The 23,938-nt window shown below is 39.4% G+C and carries 21 protein-coding genes; 18 read left to right on the top strand and 3 right to left on the bottom strand.

Annotated elements, in window-relative coordinates:
• Window positions 1–100: 100 nt before the first annotated feature.
• Both J9537_RS17070 and J9537_RS17065 read right to left on the bottom strand, forming a co-directional pair.
• Entirely contained in the window at window positions 101–1,000 is a 900-nt protein-coding gene (locus J9537_RS17070; protein WP_070509624.1) for a carbohydrate kinase family protein, read from the bottom strand.
• Between the two features lie 23 nt (window positions 1,001–1,023).
• The gene (locus J9537_RS17065; RefSeq protein WP_218257667.1) at window positions 1,024–1,770 is read right to left on the bottom strand and encodes a MurR/RpiR family transcriptional regulator; all 747 of its coding nucleotides are present in this window, start codon (window positions 1,768–1,770) and stop codon (window positions 1,024–1,026) included.
• Between the two features lie 240 nt (window positions 1,771–2,010).
• On the opposite strand from J9537_RS17065, the gene J9537_RS17060 reads away from it, so the two are divergent.
• The 16 genes from J9537_RS17060 (at window position 2,011) to J9537_RS16985 (ending at window position 18,147) form a co-directional block, all read left to right on the top strand.
• Entirely contained in the window at window positions 2,011–2,859 is an 849-nt protein-coding gene (locus J9537_RS17060) for a class II fructose-bisphosphate aldolase (RefSeq protein WP_028020059.1), read from the top strand.
• Window positions 2,860–2,870: 11 nt separating this feature from the next.
• Window positions 2,871–3,875, top strand: a complete 1,005-nt coding sequence (locus J9537_RS17055) for a zinc-dependent alcohol dehydrogenase family protein (RefSeq protein ID WP_028020060.1) — start codon at window positions 2,871–2,873, stop codon at window positions 3,873–3,875.
• A 12-nt stretch (window positions 3,876–3,887) separates the two neighbouring features.
• Window positions 3,888–5,549, top strand: a complete 1,662-nt coding sequence (locus J9537_RS17050) for a PTS system mannose/fructose/sorbose family transporter subunit IID (RefSeq protein ID WP_028020061.1) — start codon at window positions 3,888–3,890, stop codon at window positions 5,547–5,549.
• 16 nt (window positions 5,550–5,565) lie between these two features.
• Window positions 5,566–6,006, top strand: coding sequence for a PTS sugar transporter subunit IIA (locus tag J9537_RS17045; RefSeq protein WP_028020062.1), 441 nt, complete (start codon window positions 5,566–5,568; stop codon window positions 6,004–6,006).
• Window positions 5,978–6,451, top strand: a complete 474-nt coding sequence (locus J9537_RS17040; RefSeq protein ID WP_028020063.1) for a PTS sugar transporter subunit IIB — start codon at window positions 5,978–5,980, stop codon at window positions 6,449–6,451. Before J9537_RS17045 ends, J9537_RS17040 begins: the two co-directional genes overlap by 29 nt.
• Before the next feature lie 18 nt (window positions 6,452–6,469).
• Window positions 6,470–7,231, top strand: a complete 762-nt coding sequence (locus J9537_RS17035; protein ID WP_028020064.1) for an SDR family NAD(P)-dependent oxidoreductase — start codon at window positions 6,470–6,472, stop codon at window positions 7,229–7,231.
• 22 nt (window positions 7,232–7,253) lie between these two features.
• Entirely contained in the window at window positions 7,254–7,985 is a 732-nt protein-coding gene (locus J9537_RS17030) for a GntR family transcriptional regulator (RefSeq protein ID WP_028020065.1), read from the top strand.
• A gap of 14 nt (window positions 7,986–7,999) precedes the next feature.
• Window positions 8,000–8,608: a P-loop nucleotide/nucleoside kinase family protein gene (locus tag J9537_RS17025; protein WP_028020066.1), complete on the top strand. Its 609-nt coding sequence runs from the start codon at window positions 8,000–8,002 to the stop codon at window positions 8,606–8,608.
• Between the two features lie 414 nt (window positions 8,609–9,022).
• Window positions 9,023–10,126 (top strand): response regulator transcription factor, encoded by a 1,104-nt coding sequence (locus J9537_RS17020; protein ID WP_028020067.1) that lies wholly within the window; start codon window positions 9,023–9,025, stop codon window positions 10,124–10,126.
• Between the two features lie 209 nt (window positions 10,127–10,335).
• The gene (gene hpfH / locus J9537_RS17015) at window positions 10,336–11,286 is read left to right on the top strand and encodes a (2S)-3-sulfopropanediol dehydratase activating enzyme (RefSeq protein WP_028020068.1); all 951 of its coding nucleotides are present in this window, start codon (window positions 10,336–10,338) and stop codon (window positions 11,284–11,286) included.
• 29 nt (window positions 11,287–11,315) lie between these two features.
• The gene (hpfG, locus tag J9537_RS17010; protein ID WP_028020069.1) at window positions 11,316–13,796 is read left to right on the top strand and encodes a (2S)-3-sulfopropanediol dehydratase; all 2,481 of its coding nucleotides are present in this window, start codon (window positions 11,316–11,318) and stop codon (window positions 13,794–13,796) included.
• A 21-nt stretch (window positions 13,797–13,817) separates the two neighbouring features.
• Window positions 13,818–14,603: a sulfite exporter TauE/SafE family protein gene (locus tag J9537_RS17005; protein WP_028020070.1), complete on the top strand. Its 786-nt coding sequence runs from the start codon at window positions 13,818–13,820 to the stop codon at window positions 14,601–14,603.
• Between the two features lie 19 nt (window positions 14,604–14,622).
• Complete coding sequence (locus J9537_RS17000; RefSeq protein ID WP_070509631.1) at window positions 14,623–15,771, top strand: iron-containing alcohol dehydrogenase; 1,149 nt, start codon at window positions 14,623–14,625, stop codon at window positions 15,769–15,771.
• Window positions 15,772–15,809: 38 nt separating this feature from the next.
• On the top strand, window positions 15,810–17,195 hold the full coding sequence (locus J9537_RS16995; protein WP_028020072.1) for an SLC13 family permease: 1,386 nt from the start codon (window positions 15,810–15,812) through the stop codon (window positions 17,193–17,195).
• A 150-nt stretch (window positions 17,196–17,345) separates the two neighbouring features.
• Complete coding sequence (locus tag J9537_RS16990; RefSeq protein WP_028020073.1) at window positions 17,346–17,546, top strand: hypothetical protein; 201 nt, start codon at window positions 17,346–17,348, stop codon at window positions 17,544–17,546.
• Window positions 17,547–17,826: 280 nt separating this feature from the next.
• Window positions 17,827–18,147 carry a hypothetical protein gene (locus tag J9537_RS16985; protein WP_028020074.1) on the top strand — a complete coding sequence of 107 codons (321 nt, stop codon included), beginning with the start codon at window positions 17,827–17,829 and terminating at the stop codon, window positions 18,145–18,147.
• A gap of 88 nt (window positions 18,148–18,235) precedes the next feature.
• On the opposite strand, the gene J9537_RS16980 is transcribed toward J9537_RS16985, so the two are convergent.
• Window positions 18,236–19,072, bottom strand: a complete 837-nt coding sequence (locus tag J9537_RS16980) for an AraC family transcriptional regulator (RefSeq protein ID WP_028020075.1) — start codon at window positions 19,070–19,072, stop codon at window positions 18,236–18,238.
• Between the two features lie 130 nt (window positions 19,073–19,202).
• Here J9537_RS16980 and J9537_RS16975 point away from each other — a divergent pair, with 130 nt between their 5' ends.
• Entirely contained in the window at window positions 19,203–20,699 is a 1,497-nt protein-coding gene (locus J9537_RS16975) for an amino acid permease (protein ID WP_028020076.1), read from the top strand.
• Window positions 20,696–23,752, top strand: coding sequence for a beta-galactosidase subunit alpha (ebgA, locus tag J9537_RS16970; protein WP_028020077.1), 3,057 nt, complete (start codon window positions 20,696–20,698; stop codon window positions 23,750–23,752). Before J9537_RS16975 ends, ebgA begins: the two co-directional genes overlap by 4 nt.
• Window positions 23,753–23,938 lie beyond the last annotated feature (186 nt).

The raw sequence follows: 23,938 nt of genomic DNA, 5'->3' as shown, positions 1-23,938 counted from the left end.
TTCTTAAAGAGCAAAGAAATTTTAATTAATAGGATGGAGACACTATCCAATTAGTAAGTTTTTTAAAGGATAGTTTGTTGCGTAAACATTTTTACATTTACTATTTTTCACTTGTGAGAAAAAAGTTGACTTCCTCAAGTGTTGGGATTGAAGTTTGTCCACCAATCTTCGTGACTGACAACGCAGAGGCGGCAGAAGCAATGGCAATCGTTTTTTCAAGTGAATATTTATGGTTAATACAGTAGACAAAAGCCCCATGGAAAATATCACCTGCACCAGTAGTATCAATTGGTGTAACGTTAAAAGCAGGAAAATGTCGAATAATTTCTTTATCCTGCCAAAGACAACCTTGATCACCGATGGTAACTACTATTTTATTGCTATTTAGTACATGCAACTGGTTAAAAACTTCTTTTAACTGTTCGTTTTGATCCAATCTAATTTTTATTCCAGTAGCTTGGTATGCGAAGTCTTCAGAGCAAACTAAGAAATCAACTGCGTGGATTAATGTTGTTAACTCTGGCTTATAAGTTCCGGCATCCATGATCGAGACAGCAGTTGGATATTTATTCATAGCGACTAATGACGCGTTTAGTTCATGACCGTCTATAAGTAATGTAGTAGGACTTGATTTTGGCCAAGTAATTGGAAAAACGTGCTCCATCATTGGGGCATTGATAATTGTTCGATGTCCATTTTGTTTATTCACAATGATACTGCTGATGCTTGTTGCCTGATTTTTATCAAAGTAAATCAAAGACGTGTCGACGTTTCCAGTTCTTAATGTTCGAACAATCTCTTGACCGAATAAATCATTACCGACACGAGCGATCAAGGATGTGTCGACTCCCCACGATCCACATAAATAGGCAGCGTTCGCAGCAGGTGCACCCATACATTCATGTCGATCAGAAATCCTATATTTTTGATTCTCTTTCAAGGGTTCATTTATTGGAAAAGTCAAATCATAAACAGCCTGCCCAATACATAAAATACTCATATTACTCCTTTCTTAAAATAAAACTATAGGCCAATATATTCAATAATGGTACGGGTAATAACTAATAATGGAATACGTGAATAGACAACTTGTTCGCTGGCTTCCATGATCTTCTCAGAGTGCCCAATCAGAGTAATATCTGAATATTCTTCAAGATTTGTTGGTGTTTTGCAGCAAATTGTAATGACTTTCGCCTTACAATCATGTGCGGCTCTCACTGTCAAAGCCAATTCGGGGATGCTGTTTCTAAGAGAAAGGACAATCAAAGCATCCTTTGATGTGATAATCCGATGAAATTTTTTCATCCACATAACGTCTTTAACGATGATTGCATTGTAGCCTAATAATTGTAAGTACATTTGTAATTCATCGGCGATTAAAGCCGTAAAGCCACGAGCACAAATGAAGATCCGATCGGCATTTTTTAGGTACTCAATCGTCTGATAGATATCTGTTGAACTGATGGAGTTGATTGTCTCGGTACATTCTCGATAGGATTTCGCTAGAATATTATTGACGACATAAGGTGCATTAGCCGATTCTGCCGACTCTTTTTGCTGTGAAATTTTATAGCGTAGTTCATTGATCCCCGAAAAACCGCATTTCTGAATGGTTCTTGAAATTGTGGCGGAAGAGGTAAAAGTCTTCTCCGCCATTTTAGTGATAGATAGTTCTGGAATGAGCTGTTCGTTTCGATTCAAGAAATCAATCACTTTCTTTTCTGATTCTGACAAACTCTGATAGACATCTTTCTTTATATCAATGATCATTGATCTTCCCCCTAACTCATTTTCTCATAGTTTATCATGAATGGATTTTCAAGTTTTCCGGAAATTGTCAAAAAACTGTAAGGGTTTTCCTTTTTGACGTATAGCTTTTCCAAATCTGCCATTATATGATAAAGGCGAATCAAACGTACGTATATTCTAACATTTTTATATTTGCAGAAGATATAAGAAGATGGCCATCTTTTTGTTAGAGATTCAGATAACGCTTAGGAGGAGTTTTTGATGTACGTTACTTTAAAAGAGGTTTTGAAAGATGCGAATCAGTTGGACATGGCGATCGGAGCCTTTAATACGCATAATTTAGAAATGTTGCCCGCGATCATCAAAGCAGCAGGGAAACAAAAAACTCCCGTGATTATTCAAACCAGTTGCGGGACAGCAAATTATGTCGGTCACCGGAATTTGGTAGCGGTATGTAAATCGATGGCGGAAGAATATGGAGTAGAGGTTGCGCTCCATTTGGATCATGCTAAAGATTTTGACGAAATTCGAAAAGCAATTCGAGCGGGGTACAGCTCAGTTATGTTTGACGGATCCTCATTGCCACTTAAGGAAAATATCTTAGGAACCAAACAAGTTGTCAATTTCGCAAAAGAATATGGAGTCAGTGTAGAGGCGGAATTAGGAACGGTCGGAGGTACGGAAGATGGACTAGTGGTCAGCCAGGATGACGTTTTCTATACAGACCCGAAAGATGCAGCTGCATTTGTTGCTGAAACGGGTATTGATGCTTTAGCAGTAGCAATCGGAACAAATCATGGACAATATATGTCTAAGACAGATATCAGTTTTGAGCAGCTGGAAAAAATCAGAAAGGCAGTTACTATTCCACTAGTTATCCATGGCGGAACTGGTGTAAAGGATGATGATGTGAAAAAAGTCATCGCTTTAGGAATTCGTAAATTCAATGTCGGAACAGAATTATTAGTTGGATGGAACCGAAAATCTAAAGAATGCTACGAGTCTCATAGAGAAAATGTTTCAAATCGGGATAACGTTGTTCCTTGTCTAGAAACAATCGAAGAGATCGTGGCGCGAAAAATCAACTTATTCAAAAATATCAGTGAGTGAGAGTGAGAAACATGAAAGCAGGATATTATGTAGGCGACTACACATATGAAGTGCGAGAGATACCAGAAAAATTGCCGGAAAAAGATGAAGTAAAGATCCGCGTCGCCTGGTGTGGCTTATGCGGCACAGATGTCCATAAATTTCAAGGAAAGAACGGGGCAAGTGTGGTCGTTCCCCCTATTATTTTAGGACACGAATGTTCAGGAATAGTCGTTGCGGTTGGACCTGAGTGTAAGTATTTTAAACCTGGAGATCGCGTCGCCTGCGATCCCAGCTATGGCTGTGGGAAATGTAAATGGTGCCAGCAAGGCTTTCCGAATTTTTGTCTGGAACGTCACGGGGTGGCAAAAGGGTTCTCTGAATATGTTTATCCACCTGAACAAAATGTTTATCCAATTGCCGATACTCTTGATTTAGAAACTGCAGCATTTACTGAACCTTTGTCTTGTGTGATCCATGGCTTAGATTTGATTCAGATGGAAAGCGGAAAAATAGTCGCTATGTATGGTATGGGGGCAATTGGATCCCTGATGCTGCAATTAATTAAATACAGCGGTGCCGCTGAAATAATTGTTATTGAACGAGAGGCAGAGAAACGAGAGCTGGCTCTGAAATTAGGAGCATCTGTTGCGGTAACTGATCAAGAAATCGAAATATTGTCAAAGGAAAAAAATATCGATTATGTCGTTGAATGTATTGGATTGAAGCAAACGATGGAGCAAGCAATCAGAATTGCAGGGAAAAACGGCAAGGTCTTACTGTTTGGATTAGGGGATCCAGAAGAGCCGATTTCTTTTAATCAATTTGAAGCTTATACCAAGGAATTAAGTATTTATACATCCTATTTAAATCCTCATACATCTGAAAGAGCCGTTAGACTATTGGAAAACGGACGACTTGATACGAAGAGCATTATCAGCGCTGAATTAAGTTTGGAAGAGATCGGTGACGAACTAAGTGCGTTGAATTATTCACGAAAAGGAAAAGTGATGGTTTATCTAAGCAAAGAACATTAGGGAGGTAATAAAATGATAATATCAGCAATTTTGGTTGCAATTTTAGCAACGATGGGTCAGTGGTGGTTTTTTGGACCTGTAACTAAATGTCTCGTTTACCCATTGACCACTGGGACATTAGTCGGTGTGTTCATGGGTGATCCGATGCTGGGGATGATGGCAGGAGCCAATATTCAGTTAATTTATTTGGGCTATATTTCTGCCGGAGGAACGATGCCTAGCAACACAATTGTCGCTGGGGTGTTCGGAACTGCGATGACCATTCTATCTGGTGCCGATCCAAAAATGGCGGTAACATTTGCCATTCCATTCAGTATGTTAGGTCTCCTACTAAATCAAGTATATATGACCGTCAATGCGGCTTGGATCCATCAGGCAGATAAATTACTTGAGAAAGGCAACATTCGCGGGGTTCGTTTAATGAACTTCGTCCCATCTGCATGTATGGCATTCATCTTATATGGTATTCCAGCATTTTTACTTGTTTATTTTGGAAGCGGATGGGCTCAGCAATTGATTGACTTGGTACCGAAGCATGTAATCAGTGCCTTGGAAGTTGTTGGCGGAATTATGCCGGCATTAGGGATCGCAATGCTGTTGAACTATTTGGGTAAGAAAAATTTGATTCCATGGTTTTTCGCAGGATTCTTTCTAACTGTTTATTCTGGTCTTGGAATGACAGCAATATCGATTTTTTCAGCAATTATTGCACTTGTAATGTATTTAAATAGCAATCGAGGGGAAGAAAAAGTCGAGAAGAAAAAAGTGAAGCGTCTTTCAGTGAATAAAAAGGTTGATGCTGTCGAAGTAACTAAAGTAGATGACCGCGGTAACGCACCAGCGGTAGTTCCAGAATATACAAAGAAGCTTTCTAAGAGTACATTAGTTAAGACCTGGCTGTGGACGACGAGTACTGAAGCCTGTTACAACTATGAGCGGTTGCAGGCGTTAGGTGCAGCGAATCTAATGATTACTCCAATTCGCGAATTGTATGATACGAACGAAAAACAGGTTGAGGAACTAAAAAAGTACATGGTCTTTTATAATTCAGAAGTATTCACCATTGGACCGATCATCAATGGGATCGCTTGCTCGATGGAAGAAGCTCGTGCAAATGGGGAAGATATCGAAGCAAAAGATATTAATGCTGTACGTACGGGTTTGATGGGGCCTGTGGCCGGGATTGGTGATACGGTCATGCAGGGGATTTTGTTCCCAATTCTTTTTGGAATTGGTTGTTCACTCGCATTAGAAGGAAGCTACTTAGGACCAATATTATCATTCGTGGTATTTGAGACACTAATTTTTGGTTGCGGTTACTTTATGTTTATGACAGGATATAAGCAAGGGAAAACGTCTCTGTTAAAGATTTTGAAGAACGGAACAATCGATAAAATTATTAACGCATTCAGTATCGTCGGATTGATGGTCGTAGGTGCAATGGCGGCTAGTCGTGTAACTGTTAATACACCGTTAGCTGTTAAAATCGGACAAGGATCGACAAAGCTTCAGGAAGTCCTCGATTCACTTGCCCCAGGTCTGATTCCATTAGGCTTAACATTACTAGTTTGGTGGATGTTGAGGAAAAAAATCAATACGCTTTACATCATTATTGCAATTTTTGTTGTTGGAATCTTAGCCTATTACTTAGGTATTTTAGGGTATGCAGGGTAAAAAATGAGGTGAGTAAATGATTCATGTGGTCGTTATAAGTCACGGTGATTTTTGTGAAGGGTTATTAAGCAGTTTAAAAATGATTGCAGGGGATACTTTTGGGGTCAAAGCTGTACCTTTAGTCCCTGGTGAGTCTCCAGAAAGCTACCGCGAGAAATTAGCAAATGTATTATCAAGTTATGCAAATGAGGACAGCGAGTTTATCATCCTTTCAGATATCGGGGGAGGAACCCCTTTTCAAAGCGCTGCCTATCTGTCAAAAGAGTTCAAGATCGGTTTAGTATCAGGTATGAATATGCCGATGCTTCTGACACTGGCACTCGGAAGGACTGAAGAGGACAAGCTGGATTCATTAATAGAAAGAGCAACATCGAAAGACTGTATAGGTATACAAAGCAAGATATTTGGCAGAGGGGAGCGGAAACAGCGTGCAAAACTTAGTATTAACAAGAATTGATGATCGCTTGATTCACGGACAAGTCATGACCGCTTGGATCAAAAATAAAGGAGCAAATCAGGTAGTGATTGTTGATGACGGCACAGCCAATGATGAATACATGATCGAAGTACTGGAAATGGCGATACCAGAAGAAATCGCGATAGGAATATTCACCAAAGAAGAAGGGGTTCAATTTTTCAGTCAAGGTTTGGATGAACCAACAATTCTATTAGTAAAGGGACCAGATGTCCTTAACTATTTAGTTGATCACGGTATTCAAATTGAGGAGGTTGATGTTGGCGGAATGGGCACACGACCTGATCGCAATGTCTTGTATAAGAATATTTCAACGAGTCATGATGAAAATCAACAATTTAAAGCGCTACTTGATAAAAATGTGAACGTATTCATACAAGTGATGCCCCAGGATAAACCGGTTGGTGTAGACAAATATCTGAAATAGGAGACAAAAATGGAAAGAATGGATGGAAAAGTCATCGTTATTACAGGCGGTAGCAGCGGGATGGGTGCCGCAATGGCCAAAGATTTTGTCACACGAGGAGCGAAAGTCGCGATCTTTGATTTGAATGATGAGAAGGGACAAAACTTGATTGCGGAGACAGGAGAAGCGGCCGCTTATTACAAAGTCGATGTTACCTCAAAAGCCGAAATCGAAAAAGGGCTGACAGCTGTTGAGGAAAAGTTTGGTCCGTTGACTACGCTGATAAATTCGGCAGGTGTTTCAAAAATGGTTCCATTTCTTGAAAGTAGTGAAGCGTTATGGGACTTGACCATGAACGTCAATCTGAAAGCGACTTTTTTATGCTGCCAAGTTGCTATTGAACGGATGCTGGAGCATGGAGGCGGAGAAATTCTCAACATGTCCTCTTTATCTGGGAAGAAGGCAAGTTCATGGCAAACGGTTTATTGTGCTAGTAAATTTGGTGTACAAGGATTGACACAATCAATCGCCAAAGAGTTTGCGGATCAACACATTCGGGTCAATTCAATTTGTCCAGGAATCGTATATACCGAGATGTGGGAGAAATTGAAGTATGATTACGCGAGAAAGCGAAAAATAGATCCCGAAGGAGTCATGGACTATTTTAAAGGAAATATCCCGATGCATCGATTGGTTGATATGCAAGATGTGATAAATGCGGCGGTATTCTTATTAACAGAAAAATCCAGCTATCTAACAGGCCAATCGATTAATCTTGTTGGCGGAGAATGGATGGACTAAAAGAGTGGGAGGATGTTGTGGAATGACTTCGTTGGATTTTAGCGGCAGAGAACAGCTGTATTATCAGTTGTATGACCGTTTGTTCCAGAAAATTATCAATGGCACTTATACGATCGGAGAGTGTATTCCTTCTGAGAGTGAATTGATGAAGACATATCAAGTGAGTCGAGCGACTGCTAGGCGATCTATGGAGATGCTCGCCAATGATGGTTTCGTGAAAAAGCAGCGGGGACTTGGAACAGTTGTCATTTCTACACATCCAAAACATTCACCTCAACGAGTGACAAAATATTCAAGGAAGAAAAGACTAGAAGATGTAATAGCAAAGAAAAAAGTAATCGAATTCGGTGTGATCCAAGCACCAGAGGAAGTTGCTGAAGCATTGAATTTAGAACCGGAAACTGAGGTGATTTGTTTAAATCGTGTGCGTTATGGTGATACAGATCCTTACTATTTGGAAATCAATTATTTTGAAAAAGATTACGTTCCAGAAATGTTGAATCGTAATTTTTCTGAGGAGTCCTTACGTGTTTTTCTTGATAAAACCTATAATATCCAGTGGTCGTATGCTAGTCAGCAAATTTACTCAACTACCGCTGTAAGCACTATCTCTGATCTTTTGAAGGTCGAGGAAGGAACCCCGTTACTCCATATCAAAAGAATTTCTTATGATGTCAAGGACAATCCGCGAGAATATGTAGATAGTTATTATTTAGCTGATAAGTATTTTTTGGAAATAGAGTTAACAATATAAAGGAATGAATTGACTTGAAAAAAACCTTGATTTTATTAGCAGGGTATCCTGGAACAGGAAAATCGTATTTAGCCCATTTGATTTTAGAAAAATTTCCAAGCATTCAATTTCTTTCACCAGATGAAATAAAGGAAAAGAATTGGGATCTATTTGGCTTCAACAATTTAAGTGAAAAAGAAATGCTGATTCAAAAAAGCTGGAATGAGTACTATCAACAAATGGAAACATCATTTCGTAAAGGAGTTAGCTTGATATCTGATTATCCCTTTAGTGAAAAACAAAAAGGACATCTGCAGCAATTGACAAAACAACATGGTTTTCAAGTAATAACGATACGTTTGACGGCTGATTTGAATGTTCTTTATGAACGTCAAAAAAAGCGGGATTTAGATCACGCGAGACACTTAGGGCATATTTTGTTGTGCTATCATAAAGAAGCAACAAATGTGAATCATGAAGAGGCTGACAATTTAGTTGATTATGAAGAGTTCATCAAACGTTGTACAATACGAGGCTATGATGAATTTTCATTGGGAAATTTGATTGAAATAGATGTCACTGATTTTTCACTAGTAAACTATGATAGATTACTAGAAAAAATTGAACATCTACTCACTGATTGATCTGAGTAAAGGAAAACAGTAGTTAATAAAGTGGATCCTGTAAATAATACACGAGAAAAAGGTGTATGAGTTTGCAAGATCCATTTTATGTTTACTCTTAAGCGGATGCATAATGGACTTAGTATAACAATTAGAGGGAGTAGAATGTAAGAAAATCGTAGTTGACTAATTAGTCTGTTTACATTCAATTTATATGCTAAGTACTTTTTCTGGTTAAATTATCAAATTCTGTGAGCATCCTATAATACGTTGTAACATAATAAGCAAACTAAGGAACAGATATCATCTGAAAAAATATATTTAAATAAAATGATATTTAGATTAGAATGAAAAGTATAAATCGATTACTTCTAAGTTTTTTAATTGTTATCAAACGAAAAAGTCGGCTAATTACTGAATTGGGAGGGTAGGCATATGAATGTAGATAAGAATGGGCAAGTTGATTTCTTTTCTGAGATTTCTGAGTACCAGATCACTGCACGTGAATTTTTTAGTGCTACTCTTTTGGAATATTTAGAAAAGAATTTTGGTTGGGATCGCGTACTAATTTCTTATTTTGATACAGAAGGGAATTTTCTTTCCTGGACTGATTGGACAGGGCAGTTAGTGAATTATAAAAATCATCCTTACCGAAATTTTGTTGAGGTCGATGAGATTAGGCAACAGGTTTTTCGAGAGGCCTTGAACGATCACCTTACGTATTTCAATGTGATTCCTAGGTTATACAAATCTACAGAAGTTCTTGGAAAAGAAGAATATGATTCCTCATCCTATGTCCGGTTCATTGAAAAGAACTTTCGTCAGCATTACAGTGTGACGATGGCTTTTGGGATTAACGCCTATATTCAAGTAGTCTTTTTTAAAGATTTACAACTGGGAGATTTTACTGAAAAAGAGCTTGAAGATTTGAAGGAGATTTACGTTTATCTTGCCAATTCATACAAAAATTTCAAAAAATATGAGCAATCAAAAATCATTCAAAAAATCCAGAATGAAATCATTCTATCAGGAGAAAAGGCTTATTTAATCACAGATGATTTTACCCATGTGATGAATCATAGCCAAGCAGCGATTGATTGCTTAAGCGACATTTTAGGCCCTTCGGTAGCAGAACAAATCAGTAGTACGGAGCCTTGCAGCTGGCTGCCTTTTCTGTTGGGAGATGAAAATCAAACCTGCTCAAAGGCGGTTCGTACTAGGATTGTTCAAAATTATGTTTTTAAAATTTATACTTACGATCAGACCTACTCAAATGGGATTATTGATCGTTATCATTGGATAACTATTTCAAAAAAGGATCAGGAGAAAAGTTCTAAAAGTTTGGAGAACACGCTACCGTTAACAAATACAGAATTTAAAGTTGCTGAATTATTATATAGGGGGTTTACTTATAAGGACATTGCTGAAAAAATGGTCATTAGCTACCATACGGTAAAGAAGCATGTTCAAAATATATATAGTAAGTGTAAAGTAAATAGCAGGTATGAGCTTTCTCAACTGTTCGATAATAAAAAATAAAGAGTTTTGCACAATAATTAATCGAAGCCTAGGCGTATGTCGCAGGCTTCTTTTTTTGTTTATAAGTGAACATGCATACATAGTTATCCTCCATATAGGGAACATTCCCTATATGGAAATACTACTAATACCTAATTATTTTCCCATTTTTAGTTTGTTAAACTTTGAACATAAAAACGTTTTCTGTTTTAGCGAAGGAGATAATTTAATTGTCAAATCAAGGAATCATCTTTAATATTCAACGTTTTACACTTCACGATGGTCCGGGTTTAAGGACAGAACTTTTTTTAAAAGGTTGTCCTATGAGATGTGATTGGTGTGGAAATCCAGAAAGCTGGTCTACCCAAATTGAGCTTGGTGTTTATAAAAAGAAATGCATTTCAAAGAAAAAATGCGGGCTTTGCCTGTTCTCTGATTCAAATGAGGATGCCCTAACTTTTTATCGAGGGAAATTAGCAGCGATTGATTCAAAGAAATGCTCTGATTGTTCGGCATACGCATCGGCTTGTCCAGCAGATGCGATCAAACAGTGGGGCGAGGCAATGACTGTTGAATCGTGTATGGAGATTATTCGAAAAGACAAAGAATATTACGAGCAATCTGGCGGAGGTGTCACCGTTTCAGGAGGAGAAGCACTACTTCAGAGTGATTTTGTTGCTGAGCTGTTTGCTGAATGTAAAAAAGAAGGGATTCAAACCTGCTTTGAAACAACTTTTTATTCAAATTGGCAAAAGGTAGAAATCTTGCTGCCTTATACAGATATTTGGATCTCAGATATTAAGCACATGGATTCGAAGATTCACCGAAAACGTACGGGAGTAGGGAATGAAGTCATACTAAAAAACTTGAAAAAGATGTCAGAACTTGATCGGGAATTGATACTGAGAATTCCTGTGATCCCAGATTTTAATGACGATATGAAAAATATTGAGGCTACGGCCGATTTTATTTTAAATGATTTGAATGGTCAGATACGGACACTTCAATTGTTGAGTTTTATGCGATTAGGAGTTGAAAAGTATGAAGCACTAGGTATTCCATATGCGATGGAGGGGGTAAAGGTTCATCGAAAATCTTTTCAAAAACAAGTAGAAAAGATTGCTGACTACATGAATTCGCGAGGGATTCATTGCCTCGTAGGAACCAAGGAAAAACAATAATTTTTATTTTAAATTAAGGAGGATTTTAAATGAGTAACACACACACAACAGCAAGAGGAATGGAGCCTTTCGACAAAATGTACAGTTTGGGCTATCAAGTAAATCATGAAGATTGGTCGCCATTTCCGCGAGTAAACCATTTGAGACAAACTTTTTTAGACCGGCCTTATGATGTAGATGTTGAAAGACTACGTTTGGTAACAGAAGCTTATCAAACGCATGAAACGTGCTCACGTAAATTAAAATGCGCGTATGCTTTTGAAAATATTTTATTGAACACTAGCTTGTATATCTATGAGGAAGATCTGATTGTGGGAGAAATCGCTGCTCCTGCGAAAGCTTCACCGATTTACCCTGAGTTTTCCGTCAACTGGATTATTGATGAAATCTTGCATTCACCTTTTGAAGATCGGCCAAATGATCAATTTTACATTAGAAATGAAGAAGAAAGACAAGAAATATTAGAGCTTTGTGCATGGTGGAAAGGCCAGACCATCGATGACATGGTGAATGCAAGACTTGACGAAGATCAAACAAAAGGATCAGAAGTTGGTGAAAGAATCTTCCAAACCAATCTTTATCATTATGCTGGAGCAGGCCACCTAGCGATTGATTATGCCAAATTGATGCGCGTAGGTTATGTAGGATTGATTGACGAAGCAAAGGAACGATTAGAAAAGCTTAGTAAACGTGATCCAGAATATGCAGACAAACGCGACTTCTATGAAGCCATGATTATTATGCATGAAGCCGCAAGAACTTATATAAAACGATATGCAGAATTAGCTGAAACGATGGCTGGGACAGAACAGGATGCGAACCGTAAAAAGGAACTGGAAGAGATGGCAACGAACTGCTATCAAATTGCCTTAGGAGCACCGAAAACGTTCTGGCAAGCACTGCAACTATTTAATATTGCCACAACCTTGATCCAAATTGAAAGCAACGGTCATTCGATTTCGTATGGTCGCATGGATCAATGGCTGTATCCATACTACGAAGCGGATATGAAGAATGGCAGAATCACCAAAGAGTTTGTATTGGAGCTTCTTGAAGTTGAGTATGTGAAGATGAATAACCCGACAAAATTAAAAGACAAAGGCAGTATGGCTTTGCGAAATGGTCGCGGATTTGGTGGAGAAAGCTTAACAATCGGTGGTGTAGATCGAGAGGGAAATGATGCCACGAATGATTTGACGATGTTGATGCTGGAAGGCTCTGCTCACACTCGAATGATGAATCCATGGGTCTGTGTACGCATGCATGAAAACACTCCTTATGAGTTAAGAGTAAAAACGACAGAGTGTATCCGTGCAGGATATGGACATCCGAAGCTTTTCAATGACGCACCAACGATTAAGGGAATGATGCGCAAGGGAATGACTCTTGAAGAAGCAAGAGATTACTGTGTTGTCGGCTGTGTTGAAATTAGTTTGCCAGGAAAAGAGTATGGTTGGCATGATGCTGCGTATGTCAATACACCGAAGATGATGGAAATGGTTGTAAATGGTGGTCGTAGTCTGAATACTGGCAACCAGCTCGGTCCAGATACTGGCAGCTTGGATACTTATCAAAGTTTTGATGAAGTATTGGCAAGTGTTGACGAGCAATTTGAATATTGGACCGATCAAATGTGTAGCAGTCTAAATGTGATTGACACGATTCACCGTGAACTAAAACCATTACCTTATGTATCTGCATTCTTTGAAGACTGTTTAGAATCTGGAAAAGATTTAACTGAAGGTGGTGCCAAATACAATGGGACAGGACCTCAAGCTAGCGGAATGGCAACTTGTGCAGATTCATTATCCTCAATTAAGCAATTGGTATTTGAAGAAAAACGCTGTACTGGCGCAGAATTACTGCAAGCAGTAAAAGACAATTGGAAGGGCCATGATGTTCTTTATTCATTGGTCAATAGCACCAAAGTCCATCACTATGGGAACGATGATGACTATGCAGATGATTTATTCAAATTCATGTTCGAATGCTATTGCAAGCATGTAGCAGGAAGAAAAAATGTTCGCGGTGGTGAATTTAGTCCAGGGGTGTATTCGGTGAATGCGAATGTCGCAATGGGGATGAACACGAATGCTTCTGTAGATGGACGCAAGAAGGGCGAGGCAATTTCAGATAATATGGGTCCAGTGCATACAGATGCTGGCTCCCATGATGTGAGCGGTCCGACAGCACTTGTAAACTCATTGGCCAAAGTTGATCACAGCTTAGCGACAAACGGGACATTAATGAACTTGCGATTCCCACAAGAAGCAGTCGCTGGAATCGAAGGGCGTGATAATTTAATCAGCTTTATCGACGCCTACATGGCGAAAAATCCGATGCACGTTCAGTTTAATATCATGAGTTCAGAAACCATGCGTGCTGCCCAGAAAAATCCAGAGAATTACAAGGATATGCTTGTTCGTGTGGCGGGATACAGCGCGTACTTTGTAGAACTTGGGAAACCCTTGCAAAAGGATTTGATTCAGCGTACCGAATTGAGCTTCTAAAAAAGAGAATGGGTGGAGAAGATGACATTTGAATTTAACTTTGTCCTTGTGGCATTGATGCAAGTAATTGGTTTTTTCGTACAGGGGTGTACGGGTTTTGGATGTACGGTCATTGCGGCGGCAGTGACAAATGGTTTGTTGGGAACGGAAGCGGGAGTGCCTTATGGTACTCTCATCACCCTTCCTTTCTTATATTATTTGGGGATCAAAGCTTTTAAGGAAGTCTCGTGGAAGGATCTAGCAAAAATCATCGGCTTGTGTATCCCTGGAATTTTGGTTGGTAATTACCTGTTCTATGCGATCAGCCCCAATATTGCAAAAATCTGTATTGGTGCGATGGTCACATTGATCGCATTAATGAATATATACAAAAATATTATCAAGCCTAAGCTTTCCGGTAAGAAGGAAGCGGAAGAGGAAATTGATACGACTGGAAAGAAAATTTTTCGTTATGGGTGTTTAATTTTAGGAGGAATCGTTCACGGAGCGTTTAATATCGGTGGACCCTTAATCACGGTTTATACAATAGAAGCCGTTCAAGAAAAAGAGAAATTCAGAAATACGATGAACATGGTATGGGTGATTTTAAATACTTGGAACGCTTTTTCACAGTATAGAAGCGGAGCCTTTACCCCTTATATGTTGAGTGCACTACTCGTAGGATTGCCTATGGCTGCTATCGGATTCTTCTTAGGGATGGGCTTCTTAAAAAAAATCAATCGCGAACAATTTCTACGAATCGTCTACGTTGTATTACTATTCGTGGGCGGCAATATGTTAATAACAAGCGTGTTATCAGTTATTTAGAAAATGGAGGAACTAATTAATGAAAGATTTTACGTTTAAAGTACCGCAGAGTATCGAGTTTGGTTTGGGAAGCCTGAAAAAGCTTCCAGCTATATTGAAAGAGAATCAATCCAATCACGTCTTTTTGATTTCAGATCGCGCTCTAGAAGGACTTGGAGTAGTTAAGAAAATTCAAGAGATCATTGAAGCCGGAGGCATTAAATGTACAACGTATCTTGGTACGATTCCCAATCCAACGGTGGATGTAGTCAATGAGTCTGCAGCTCTTTACAAAGAATGCGGGGCAACTAGTATTGTTGCACTCGGGGGTGGAAGCTCGATGGACGTTGCTAAAACTACGGGTGTCTTAGCCAAATATGGTGGAAAGATCACGGATTATGAGGGACTTCATAAAGTTCCGGGACCTGTTGTGCCAATTATTGCAATTCCAACAACTGCTGGTTCCGGCAGTGAAGCAACAGCTTCAGCGGTGATTACAGATGAAGCAAGAAATTATAAAATGTCTGTTATCAGCTATGAAATGCTGCCAAAATATGCGCTTTTAGACCCGGAATTGATCATGACGGCACCTGCATCCATTGCCGCAGCCTGTGGAGTTGATGCGTTGATTCATGCAATGGAAGCTTATGTATCTAGAAACGCATCACCATTTACGGATGCGATGGCAGAAAAGGCTATGAAATTGATCGGAGGAAATCTACGTCAGTTTGTTGCAAACAGACAAGACGAAGAAGCCGCATGTGCGATGATGGCAGGTTCTACTTTTGCCGGCATGGCCTTTGCGTGGGCGAAGCTAGGAAATGTTCACGCCATGAGTCATCCCCTGAGTGCCTATTTCCATATTGCCCATGGTGTAGCGAATGCTATTCTTCTCCCTACTATTGTGGAATTTAACGCGCTGGCGGATCGTGGTCGCTATGAAACGATTTATAATTTTATTCGTGAAAAGAAAGAACCTGCGAATGACTTTACCCCTCAAATGCTAATTGATGAGATCAAAAAACTAAATAATGATTTAGGCATCCCGAGTTGCCTATCTGAAATGGGCGTTACTGAGGATAAAATTCCTGAAATGGCGGAAGATGCAATGAAGAGTCCTAATGTAGCGGTCAATCCTCGTTTGACGACGATCAAAGATATTATTGATTTGTATCATAAGGCTCTATAAAAGATCAAGATACTATTAACTGTAGAAGGAAAAAGGGTATGGGAACTAATATAAACAAAAAAAGCGTATTTAGTTGGTTTATCTGTATGTTATTTCCAGTGATTATAGCATTTCTTCCAACTTCAGCTGAATTCACAGGAAGTTTGAAACTGTTTTTAGTTTTGACTATTTTTGTCATCTTGATTATCGCTCTAGAGCTATTGCCGAGATTGGTTTCAGCGATTTTATTACCTTCACTTTATATGATTACTGGGTTGGTTCCTGCTGAAATAGCATTTTCCTCTTGGACAAGTACCACTGTTTGGATGGTGCTGGGTGGGCTGATTTTTAGTAATGTTTTGGATGAAACAGGGTTGCTGAAACGAATTGCCTACTATGTCATAAGAAAGTGCGGGGGAACTTATGCTGGTGCGGTATTTGGCTGTTTCTTTATTGGGATTATCTTAAACTTGATTACATTCTGCAACGGTTGGCTAGTAGCCAGCGCTCTTGTGTATGGGGTGTGTAAGGCAATGGATATGAAGCCATCAAAGGAAGCATCGCTGCTTTGCTTTGCCGGGACGATCGGCGCGACAGGCTGCACAGTTTGCTTGTATTATCCAGGGTATTTCTCCATGTTAGAAACTGCGATACGAGAAGTGATTCCGGATTATCGCATGGCGATGTTTACATCGTTCCAATACAACGGATTCTTTATTCTTTGGTGCATCGTGTGTATCTTAATTTTGATGAAGGTATACAATACCAAAAATTTACCGATTAATGTCAGTAAAAAGCTTTTTGATGAAAAGTACGAGCAACTTGGAAAAATGAGCAACAGAGAGAGAAAAGCTGTCGCGATGGTGATTCTTCTATTGGTTTATCTATTTCTCTCAATGTTTCTTGACCTGCCGGCTGCGTATGGATTTATGGCGATTCCCTTTTTGATGTATTTGCCAATTATAGGAATTGGGAAGGAAGAGACATTGGGGAAACTTAATTTTTCCATGGTTTTCTTTGTATCGACCTGCTTAGGAATAGGTATTGTGGGTGCGAATGTTGGTTTTGGTGATTACTTAACAGGAATCGCAGTACCAATGCTTTCCGGGAAAAGTAATTTAGTGGTCTGCATGTCGTTTCTGTTGATTGGTATGATCGCTAATTTCTTTATGACTCCTTATGCAATGCTAGGTGGATTGGCGCTTCCATTTGTACAGATTGCAGCCACACTTGGAATAAATCCAATTGCTGCATGTATGTGTTTACTTTATGCGTGCGAGCTGTTGTTTATGCCCTATGAGTCAGCAGGAAATCTTATCATGTATGGCTACGGGATGATGCCGATGAAAGATTTTATCAAGCAAATGACCCTGAAGGCAGGAGTTATGCTCGCCGGATTTGTATTAGTAATGTATCCGTTATGGAATGTATTCGGATTGATTTAAAATGACTCTGAAAGGAACGCTTTCTTATGCTAAAGTCTTTGGAACAAAGTCATCGAGGCTCAAACACAAAAAGCTTGATCAAAACATTAGCTATACTTTCATCATTTTTTTGTATATATCGCTGTAATGTACGCGCCAGAAAATAAAAAAATGGGTCACGCAGGGGCCATCGTCAGCGGCAATATGATGGGGACAGTGAAATCAAAAGTAAAAGCGCTAGAAGCAGCAAGAGTGACTGCTTGTCCGACCGTAGGGAAAATAGTAGAGTTTATAGAAAAAACAAAATCTCAAACAAATGGAAGACTGCAGTCATTAGAGCCTAAAGCAGATGACTCCGTCTTAAAGAGTTAAATTATCTAACTAAAAAGGTTGACCAAAAAATATTTAGTGATGTTTGATAGTTCTTGAATGTCAATTTTAGAAACACTGATCCCAAGATTTACGATTTGAAGCAAGTTTCTGATAGTAAGAAAACAGATATATCATTGAAGATACATTAAATTCCAAATGCTAAAATAAAGTATAACACTCAGCAATTAAGCTGGGTGTTTTGTTATAATAAGAGCACCAGATTGCCATATAATGATATATGCATAGACAGAAGCTACGCATAAGAAAGGACGTTTGCTAAATGAAAATATTTATTACTGTTTTGGTCTTTCCACTTGTTTTTCTGTTTATCATTCTTGGAGTAAAGTTCCAGCGTGGGAAATGGCTAAGATTACTTTCAGGAAATGCATTTGGCGATTTACCGAAAGAAAAAGCAATTTCAGTAGGAAGAAAAACTAGTCGTTTAATGTATTTCGCAGCCGTATTTTGTTTGTTTCTTTGTTGGTGGATTAATTTTAGTGAAAGCCAATTATTGTTTTGGTTTGGAATCGGGGTTGCTCTTCTTGTTAGCGGATTTACTTTGTTAAAGTCTTTAAAGGAATGGGTTCGGACAGGATACTGAACGGATACTATTTTTTTTTATACTAAGTTGATATAAGTGAAGATTATTTCAATGAAGCTGCGGAGATTCTCCGCAGCTTTTTTGGTAGTTAATTGATAATAAACTTTTTCCGATAGGTGGAGGGGGAAATGTCGAGCTTAGAATGGAAAAACTTCGAAAAATACGAAGAGGATGAAAAGCCGGTTTCATAGGCGATCTCCGTAATCGTCAAGGAGCTTTTTCGCAGCAGGGAGCAGGCTTTTTGCAGCTTCAAATCCTGGATGTATTCACTTGGACCAATGCCTTTGTAAGTTTGAAAAAGCTTGTAGAGATAGGTCCGATCGATGCTGTTGGCTTCTGAGATTTGGTTCACACTGAGATTTTCTGACATATTATCATCGATATAATTCAGGATGTTTTTAAAGAGCTGCTCACTTTGCGAATAATCTTGTGTTTTTAAGTTCATTCGGTCGATGGTATCGAATAGAATGAAGGAAGAGGCCAACGTGCGAAAATGATTTTCCTGTTTAAAGGCCTCATAAATATCTTGAAATAAGACGTCGATGCGATGATCGAAGGAATGGCTGATGACGCAATGATTCTTAGCTAAATTTAGTTTAGAAAAGCATTGGTCTACTCGTTTTCCCGAAAAGCCTACCCAGCGATAGTGCCAAGGGTTCTCACGATTTGGATAATAAACATTTTTACAATTTGAAGGAATGACAAAAAAATCTCCCGCAGTGATTTTTCTCTCCGGAAAAAAGGGTGTTGAAAAAAATCCTTCTCCTTCGACACAATAATGGATCACCCAGTAATTGATCGGAGCATACTCCGTAGGCTTGGTTGAGCGACATTTCTCATAGCCGACTTCACAAATATGGAACTCCGAACTTACATGATTGTTGTTAATTAAGATACTGATGTCGCTAGGTAATGAGCTGTACATGTGCAGGCTCCTTTTCCGAATGGTTTAAACAGGCAACATAATGACAAGTTTTTGGAAACATTTCTTATTTTTTATATCATGAAAGCGCTATAAAATCAATGTGTAAATAAATATTGAAAGGATGTTTGAGATGGAAAACTCTAATTCAAGACAGCGCTTGGGGTCGGTCGCATTAATGTTGATGACCTTTTCGGCAGTTTTTGCTTTTCCCAGCATTGTCAACAATAGTATCCAAATTGGTCTAGCAACGATTCCGGGCTATTTATTCGGTACTATCTTTTACTTTTTGCCATTTATCTTGATGATCGCGGAATTCGCTTCTGCCAATTCAGGGAAGGAATCAGGAGTCCACAGCTGGCTGCAGTCGGTATTAGGAGATAAATGGGCATTCTTAGGCGCTTGGTCTTATTTTTTCGTGAATCTATTTTTCTTCTGCTCTTTGTTACCGAATACGTTGATTTACGGCTCGTATGCTTTTGTTGGAAGAAATGTATTTCAAGGCAGGAAGAGTACGGTGATTATTGCAATTATTTCAATCTTGCTATTTTGGCTGATGACATGGGTCTGTATTAAAGGTGTTTCATGGATTTCCAAAGTAACTAGCTTTGCTGGCAGTGCGCGGCTATTTATGGGTGTAGCTTTTGTTGTCCTGGCTTTTGTGGTTGTGTTTGGTTTTGGGAAAGAACCCGCCCAGGACTTTACGATGCAGTCAATCACACCAAGCTTTAACTGGACCTTCTTCATGACGATGGCTTGGATTTTACAGGCGGTCGGTGGTGGTGAAAGTATCGGTGTTTATATCAAGGATGTAAAGGGTGGAAATAGTACCTTTGTCCGTACGATGATCGGCGCAACGATTATTGTTGGCATCATGTATGTACTAGGCGCGGTCGCTGTTGGTTTTGTCGTACCATCAGAGGTGTTAAAGGGAAATTTCTCAAACGGGATCTTTGACATCTTTAAAATCTTAGGGGCTCATTTTCATATTCCTAGCGGTGTGATGGTGCGGCTCGTCGGCTTAATTCTGTTTATCGGAAGTCTTGGTTCTTTAGCGTTATGGACAGCGGCGCCTGTTAAGGTCTTTTTCTCAGAAATTCCTGAGGGCGTATTTGGCAAATGGTTGGTGAAAACGAATGAGGAAGGAAATCCGACAAATGCCCTGATCGTACAAGGAGTGATTGTGACGATGCTGCTGATCGTTCCGGCATTGGGAATCGGAAACATGGACAGCTTCCTTTCAACATTGATCAATATGACAGCGTCTACCTCCTTGCTTCCGGTACTATTTCTATTAATCGCTTATATCGGGTTGCGTTTGAAAAAGGATGCGATGCCTCGCAGCTTCCGCTTCGGCAGCCGTTCATTCGGAATTTTCGCAGGAATTTTCCTGTTGTTGATTTTTATCTTCGTATTCTTTATGTCAACGGTTCCTGATCCGCAGCTGATTATGGCCGAACTAAATGGTACGTTGCCGGCGGGTGAGGCGAGTCCGATCGGTATGCTGATTTACAATATCGTTGGGCTGGTAATATTTATGGGCTTTGCTTGGATCTGCTGGAATCGTTATGAGAAAAAGGAAAAATTACTGAATAACAACGAGACAAATGTAGAGGTGACAGGGAAATGAAAATTTGGGAAAACTATCAATTAGATCAGATCAATCGTTTAGAACCGCGTGCGCATTTTTTAACGTTTCCAACAAAAGAGAAGGCGTTGTTGAATGAAAATAAATACACACATGCATTTAAAAATTTGAATGGTGCATGGAAATTTTTGCTGGTAGATGCGCCGGAATATAGTCCAAGCAAGTTTTATGAGCCGGATTTTGATACGAACGAGATGGCAGATATCAAAGTCCCCGGCAATTGGCAGGTGCAAGGCTATGGAAAGATGCATTATTCCGATTTGTGGTACAACTTTCCAATCAATCCACCTTATGTTCCAACTGAAAACCCAACAGGAATCTATAAGCGACAATTTGTGATTGATGAAAGCTTTAGAGAAAAGAAAATCATTCTTCGTTTTTGTGGTGCTGATTCAGCATTTCACGTTTGGGTTAACGGGAATGAAGTGGGTTACAGCAAGGGTGCTAGAAATGAAGCGGAATTTGATATTACCGAGTTTGTTCAAGAGGATGCCATAAATGATCTAACCGTGAGAGTGTATCAATGGTCGGATGGTACGTATTTAGAAGATCAGGATATGTGGTGGCTTAGTGGAATATTTAGAGATGTGGAATTGCTTGGCGTTCCTTATTCCGGTATCAACGATATCAAGGTTGTCGCTGATTTGGATGGGGACTATAAAAACGGTTTGTTGAAACTGTCGGTCAAATTTCGTGAAGAACAAGGGCAACGCCTCGAGGTCGAGTTGATGGCTCCTACTGGTGAAAAAGTCTTCACTCAATCTGTGGAAGGCGACTTCCTTCAAGCGGAAATTCCTAATGCCGCACATTGGACGGCGGAAACACCAGAATTGTATCAACTGCTGATTTCCGTTTATGAAGACGACAAGCTCATTGAAGTTATACCGCAAAAGGTTGGTTTCAGAAATATTCGGCTGGCGGGAGAAGTATTCTTAGTCAATGGTGTGGCGATCAAATTCAAAGGAGTCAATCGCCATGATTATCATCCTAGAAATGGTCGTGTCGTATCAAAAGAGGAAATTGAACAGGATATTATTTTGATGAAGCAGTTCAATATCAATGCGATTCGAACGAGCCATTATCCGGCTTCTTATTATTTGTACGATCTATGTGACGAATACGGGATGTATGTTATTGATGAAACAGATCTGGAATGCCACGGTTTCGAATTAACAGGAAAATACGATTGGATCAGCAACGATCCGAAATGGGAAATGGCTTATGTTTCCAGAATGGTGAGAATGATCGAACGAGACAAAAACCATCCGTCTATCATTCTTTGGTCGTTAGGAAATGAGTCTGCTTTTGGTCATAATTTTATCAAAATGACTGAGGTCGTAAAAGAAATGGACCCGACTCGCTTAGTTCACTACGAAGGGGATTTTGAGGTAGAAGCGGCAGATATTTACTCAACGATGTACACCTGGCTAGAGCATCCAACAAAGAAACCACTGATGCAAACAATTATCGAAGAATCGAAAAAGCCGCATATTTTATGTGAATATTGTCATGCCATGGGAAATGGTCCAGGTAACTTAAAGGACTATCAAGATCTTTTCTATGAACATGATAAATTGCAGGGTGGATTTATTTGGGAATGGTTTGACCACGGGATTGAATCCTATACTGATGATGGGGAAAAATACTATCGCTATGGTGGTGATTTTGGTGATGATCCATCGAATAAGGATTTTTGCATCGATGGAATGTTAATGCCGGATCGAACCCCTTCTCCAAGTCTGTACGAATACAAAAAAGTTATTGAACCAGTCCAAACTACAGCGATCAATTTGAGCAAAGGGGAAATTGAACTATTAAACCGTTTCGATTTCCAGAATCTGCAGATTTTTGATTTGTATTATTCGATTTTCGAAGATGAAACGCTAATCGAAGATGGCACGATCTCCTTGCCATCGATTCCAGCGCGGGAGAAATTAACACTCACGCTTCCTTATCAATTTGATTTTGCACCGAAAACAGGAGCACGATATTTCTTGAATGTCTCTTACCAATTACGAGCAACGACAGCCTACGCAGTGAGAGGATATGAACTAGCTTCTGCGAATTTTGAACTTCCCATTCACACTGCAGGCATAGGAATTGTACCAAGAGGAAAATTGAGTATAAATGAAACAGAAACGCTGCTGCGTGTAGAAGGGGAAAACTTTATAGTAACCTTTGATACAGTTCGGGGAACGCTTCAAAAATTAGTAAAAGACGGTCAATCGATCATTGAGCGAGGACCGAAATTCACGATGTGGCGGGCACCAATTAGTAATGATATGGAAATTATCGATGAAATGAAGAAGAAGCATTTTCTTCATTTAGAGCATGAAATCGTGAATTCTTTTGAGTGGGAAGAAATCGATCAAGCGGTGCAAGTCCGTGTGAAGACGATCAATTCAACTACAAACAGCGCGTGGCATTACAAGTGTGTCTACACCTATACGATTTATGGTAGCGGAGACATTCTCTTTGACCTGAAAGGAACACCAAGTGGAAAAATCGATACCGCGCCAAACATGCTTCCGAGATTAGGGATAACTATGCACGTGAACAAGGACCTGGATCAAGTGAAATACTTAGGACGCGGACCAAGAGAGAATTATGTGGATTCAAAAGAGGCAGGCTATCTTGGTGTTTACACCTCAACCGTCGAAAAAATGTTTACGAACTATGTAGTTCCTCAAGCCAATGGAAATAGAATGGATACAAGCTGGGTAGCTCTTACAGATGATCGCGGACAAGGCCTTTTCGCGGAAGCAACCACTGGATTCAACTTCAGTACTTCCTATTACGAGGAATCGGATCTGGATCATGCCAAGCATACGTGTGAGTTAGAAGAGCGAGATTACATCGTCATGAATATCGACTATAAGCAAAACGCGTTAGGCAGCTATTCCTGCGGTCAATGGCAGTTAGAGAAGTATCGAACAACCTTTGAAGCCTTCGATCTGTCTTTCCGACTCACTGGATTCAATGCAAAAGAAGCAGATGCCGTATCGCTGTCGCATGAGGTAATTAAGTTTCAGTAATGAATAGCAATACTCCTTTCCCTTCAGTTATGACTAAGTGTTATTACTGAAGGGGAAGGAGTTTTTCTTATTCTCTGTACATCCATGGGACTATTTTTGGATTTAAATGGCATCAAAATCTATTGCAAAAAAACATTTTTTTCAGCAAACGAACAGCTTCTAATGAATAGATTTCTAGGTCAAAAC

The sequence above is a fragment of the Enterococcus raffinosus genome (assembly GCF_019175485.1).
In the GTDB taxonomy this organism is placed as follows: domain Bacteria; phylum Bacillota; class Bacilli; order Lactobacillales; family Enterococcaceae; genus Enterococcus_A; species Enterococcus_A raffinosus.
This window is presented reverse-complemented; position numbering and strand designations above follow the sequence as displayed.

Coding starts and splice junctions, on each gene's coding strand:
- hpfG (WP_028020069.1), top strand. CDS start 11,316: ATGAGTAACACACACACAACAGCAAGAGGAATGGAGCCTTTCGACAAA.
- J9537_RS17000 (WP_070509631.1), top strand. CDS start 14,623: ATGAAAGATTTTACGTTTAAAGTACCGCAGAGTATCGAGTTTGGTTTG.
- ebgA (WP_028020077.1), top strand. CDS start 20,696: ATGAAAATTTGGGAAAACTATCAATTAGATCAGATCAATCGTTTAGAA.
- J9537_RS16995 (WP_028020072.1), top strand. CDS start 15,810: ATGGGAACTAATATAAACAAAAAAAGCGTATTTAGTTGGTTTATCTGT.
- J9537_RS16990 (WP_028020073.1), top strand. CDS start 17,346: ATGGGTCACGCAGGGGCCATCGTCAGCGGCAATATGATGGGGACAGTG.
- J9537_RS17020 (WP_028020067.1), top strand. CDS start 9,023: ATGAATGTAGATAAGAATGGGCAAGTTGATTTCTTTTCTGAGATTTCT.
- J9537_RS16985 (WP_028020074.1), top strand. CDS start 17,827: ATGAAAATATTTATTACTGTTTTGGTCTTTCCACTTGTTTTTCTGTTT.
- J9537_RS17005 (WP_028020070.1), top strand. CDS start 13,818: ATGACATTTGAATTTAACTTTGTCCTTGTGGCATTGATGCAAGTAATT.
- J9537_RS17070 (WP_070509624.1), bottom strand. CDS start 1,000: ATGAGTATTTTATGTATTGGGCAGGCTGTTTATGATTTGACTTTTCCA.
- J9537_RS17050 (WP_028020061.1), top strand. CDS start 3,888: ATGATAATATCAGCAATTTTGGTTGCAATTTTAGCAACGATGGGTCAG.
- J9537_RS17055 (WP_028020060.1), top strand. CDS start 2,871: ATGAAAGCAGGATATTATGTAGGCGACTACACATATGAAGTGCGAGAG.
- J9537_RS16975 (WP_028020076.1), top strand. CDS start 19,203: ATGGAAAACTCTAATTCAAGACAGCGCTTGGGGTCGGTCGCATTAATG.
- J9537_RS17060 (WP_028020059.1), top strand. CDS start 2,011: ATGTACGTTACTTTAAAAGAGGTTTTGAAAGATGCGAATCAGTTGGAC.
- J9537_RS16980 (WP_028020075.1), bottom strand. CDS start 19,072: ATGTACAGCTCATTACCTAGCGACATCAGTATCTTAATTAACAACAAT.
- J9537_RS17065 (WP_218257667.1), bottom strand. CDS start 1,770: ATGATCATTGATATAAAGAAAGATGTCTATCAGAGTTTGTCAGAATCA.
- J9537_RS17035 (WP_028020064.1), top strand. CDS start 6,470: ATGGATGGAAAAGTCATCGTTATTACAGGCGGTAGCAGCGGGATGGGT.
- J9537_RS17045 (WP_028020062.1), top strand. CDS start 5,566: ATGATTCATGTGGTCGTTATAAGTCACGGTGATTTTTGTGAAGGGTTA.
- J9537_RS17030 (WP_028020065.1), top strand. CDS start 7,254: ATGACTTCGTTGGATTTTAGCGGCAGAGAACAGCTGTATTATCAGTTG.